Origin of the sequence: Paenibacillus terrae (assembly GCF_005217525.1) — a bacterium.
GTDB lineage: Bacteria > Bacillota > Bacilli > Paenibacillales > Paenibacillaceae > Paenibacillus > Paenibacillus terrae_C.
This window is the reverse complement of the sequence record NZ_PNXQ01000013.1, coordinates 43,015-45,631: the sequence shown is the minus strand read 5'-3', so window position 1 is coordinate 45,631 and position 2,617 is coordinate 43,015. Positions and strand designations below refer to the sequence as shown.

At 45.3% G+C, this 2,617-nt stretch carries 5 protein-coding genes; all 5 read right to left on the bottom strand.

Features of this window, described 5'->3' with window-relative positions; all coding sequences use genetic code 11:
* A partial coding sequence (locus tag C1I60_RS24880) for a hypothetical protein (RefSeq protein ID WP_212734474.1) occupies window positions 1-460 on the bottom strand: 460 nt, incomplete at its 3' end.
* Between the two features lie 4 nt (window positions 461-464).
* Window positions 465-623 carry a hypothetical protein gene (locus tag C1I60_RS24875; protein WP_212734473.1) on the bottom strand — a complete coding sequence of 53 codons (159 nt, stop codon included), beginning with the start codon at window positions 621-623 and terminating at the stop codon, window positions 465-467.
* 29 nt (window positions 624-652) lie between these two features.
* Window positions 653-991 carry a phage tail assembly protein gene (locus C1I60_RS14300; RefSeq protein ID WP_137062341.1) on the bottom strand — a complete coding sequence of 113 codons (339 nt, stop codon included), beginning with the start codon at window positions 989-991 and terminating at the stop codon, window positions 653-655.
* A 45-nt stretch (window positions 992-1,036) separates the two neighbouring features.
* Complete coding sequence (locus tag C1I60_RS14295) at window positions 1,037-1,561, bottom strand: phage major tail tube protein (RefSeq protein WP_137062340.1); 525 nt, start codon at window positions 1,559-1,561, stop codon at window positions 1,037-1,039.
* Window positions 1,562-1,575: 14 nt separating this feature from the next.
* Window positions 1,576-2,617 (bottom strand): phage tail sheath family protein (locus C1I60_RS14290; protein ID WP_252361720.1); only part of this gene is annotated, 1,042 nt, incomplete at its 5' end.

Genomic DNA, 2,617 nt, shown 5'->3' with positions numbered 1-2,617 from the left:
TGATGCGCATGGACTGGATGACACGTATTTGCGCTTCAACCGCTTTAGCAGCCGCCATCATCGGTTCGAATACTTTCGCGCCGATCCTCAAATGTCCAAGGGCTTTAAGCTTGTGTTCAAGCCCCTGCACATTGACCTCTAGAGCACGGGTTATGTCTCCCGACAAACGCATGGACTGGAGCCTTGTAAGCTCCGTCTTCACGTCCCTGATATCATCTTTGAGGGGTTTAAATACGTTTTCCCCAACCCGGTTGGCATTAACGCTTTGAAGCTTAGTGTTTAACTGTCCGACTTCCTGCTGCAAATTGGTGATCGCCCCGGTAGGCATTTGGATGTTTTTCAGTTCTTTGAAACTGTTCTCCAGACTGGTCACCTTTTGAATCGCCTTATCAAACGCACCAAAAAAGCTTTGGTCCAGATTCGCCGCAAGCTTCATCGCTACATCATATTCGCGTCCCACTGTATCACCGCCCTTTCTTCCGGGCTTCTTCTATCGCCTTTTCTTTTTTTATTGAATACGAAGCAAGAGCGTCTTGCCATTTGGGTATATCATTTATAGGCTGATCCAGCCAAAAATCTATACTGTTACGCGTCTCAATGGAAAGCGACAGCACCATTTCCATAATATAAGATGCAACATCTCCACTCGCATCTATAGCAGCAAAAAATTCTGAGCCATAACAGTCACTTTAGAAAAATAGTTACCTGGTAGTTCAAGAATCAGTTCCATCGGAACACTAGCAGCCTCCGCACATACAGCAGCTTGGAATTCCATGCTAATTGCTTTGACAGGAGTTTTAATATCACTAAGCTCTAATCTCTTAGTGAGTGCAATAAGCTTTCGACCATTACATTTATTAAAATCAAATTTCAATTCCGTATATTTTTCGCCTTCAAAGTCCCAAGGTTTATCGAATTTAAGCGTATATTGTGAAGTATCTTCTACCTTCTCCACTTGTTTCAATTCTGCTTCTTTAGCGATATTAGTCATGTTAGAATCCTCCATATTTTAATCCGGGTCAACGCCCGGAAATGATTAATTTCCAAGCGCCTGACGGATTTTTGCGTAGTAATCGACACCATTGATAACACAGACAGAGTTGTATTTATCAAGCTCCATCTTGACCACGCCGTTCAAGGTGATCTTGATATAGGTCACTTCAAATTCCACGGAATTGTCCGATGTAGCCCCAGGCTCCAAACTTCCCAATCCCATATTTTTTGGAACGCCACGAAATGAGAATTTATATGGAACTACATCCAATTGCCCTGTCAAACGGTTCTGGATTTGGATAGCCGCCCGTAAATCAATGGCGTGTATCTCTTGAGCAAAAAGGTCATAGTAACTTTCTTCGTGCGTCCGAAAATTAAGTGTGGTGGATAAGGCATCAAACTGCGCCATAGTTGGCGTATTGACCGTACCATTAATACCGCCACCCGTAACGTCTTCTGCCAATAATGCTATTTCAGGCATGTCCACGGTTGTAGTACCCAAATACTGCGAACCGTTGCGGTAAGCCTCATATTGTATGGTGCGCTGCGCGACCTGATCTTTACTCAATGTTCAAACCTCCTTTAAGCTGCGAATAACGACGCGAAATAAGAAGCATCGTATTCCAGTACAAAATCAATATCCTGACCAGGAGACGGCGGCGCGATGTACACATGAAATTTCAATTTGCCGTCAATCAGATTCTCTATCGGATTTTCGGAAGCGTTAAATTCAACGCGTCCACCTAACAAATATCCGGCAGCTACCAGACCATTTATCCATACATTGACCGAATCTGTTATAGCCTCGATCATCTTTTTATTGGTTGGATCATCGAGGTACTTCCAATAGGTGAGCGTAAGAGTGTTACCGATCCAATTGAACATCCGTCGCACCGGAATAAAGCTGCTTTGCGGGTCTTTAGCATCCGGGTAAACTCCTGTCCGGTTACCCCATACCACAAACCCTTCAACAAAATTGAGTGCTGTTACGATCCCTTGCGCATTAAGATACTGCGCCTGTTGTGGACCCAGCAAAAAGTCACGATCTGTCATAGCAGTGCCATCAATATTCGCGGTTGTATTCGACGGAGAAGTCGAAGGAATGCCGCCATTATCAACGTCTGATTTGACCGTCGCCGCTGCCACAACCGTAGACATGTGATATTCCAAACCGTCCTTGGTAGCCAGCGGATAGGTGTTAATCTGCTGCGGGTCCGTATAAGCATTGTCCTTCTTCCACTTCGCAATCTCGGTATATAGAACGTCGGCTGGCAGGTCTGTAAGCGCCGTTGCTTTAAAATGCCCACCGTTAAGCGAATTAGCTTTCGCAGCCATAATCGCGCCGACCACAGGATTTTCCGAAAAGCCTGGCGCAGCAATTAGACCGGGCACAATACGGAACAGTGGGAAAATTTGATCCAGCAATTCCAGCCCTGTAGCAATGCCAGTATCCACATCCACACCGCCGATAATATCCGCAGATGTAACTTTGCTTTGGTCCAGTTTGCTGTAACCAACTTTGACCGTTTCACCAGATGCCAACGCGCCGGAAACTATACGGGATACCACCAGATTTCCAGCAGTGTTAAAGGATAACGAGTAATCGGTGCCCAGTGTATATGTG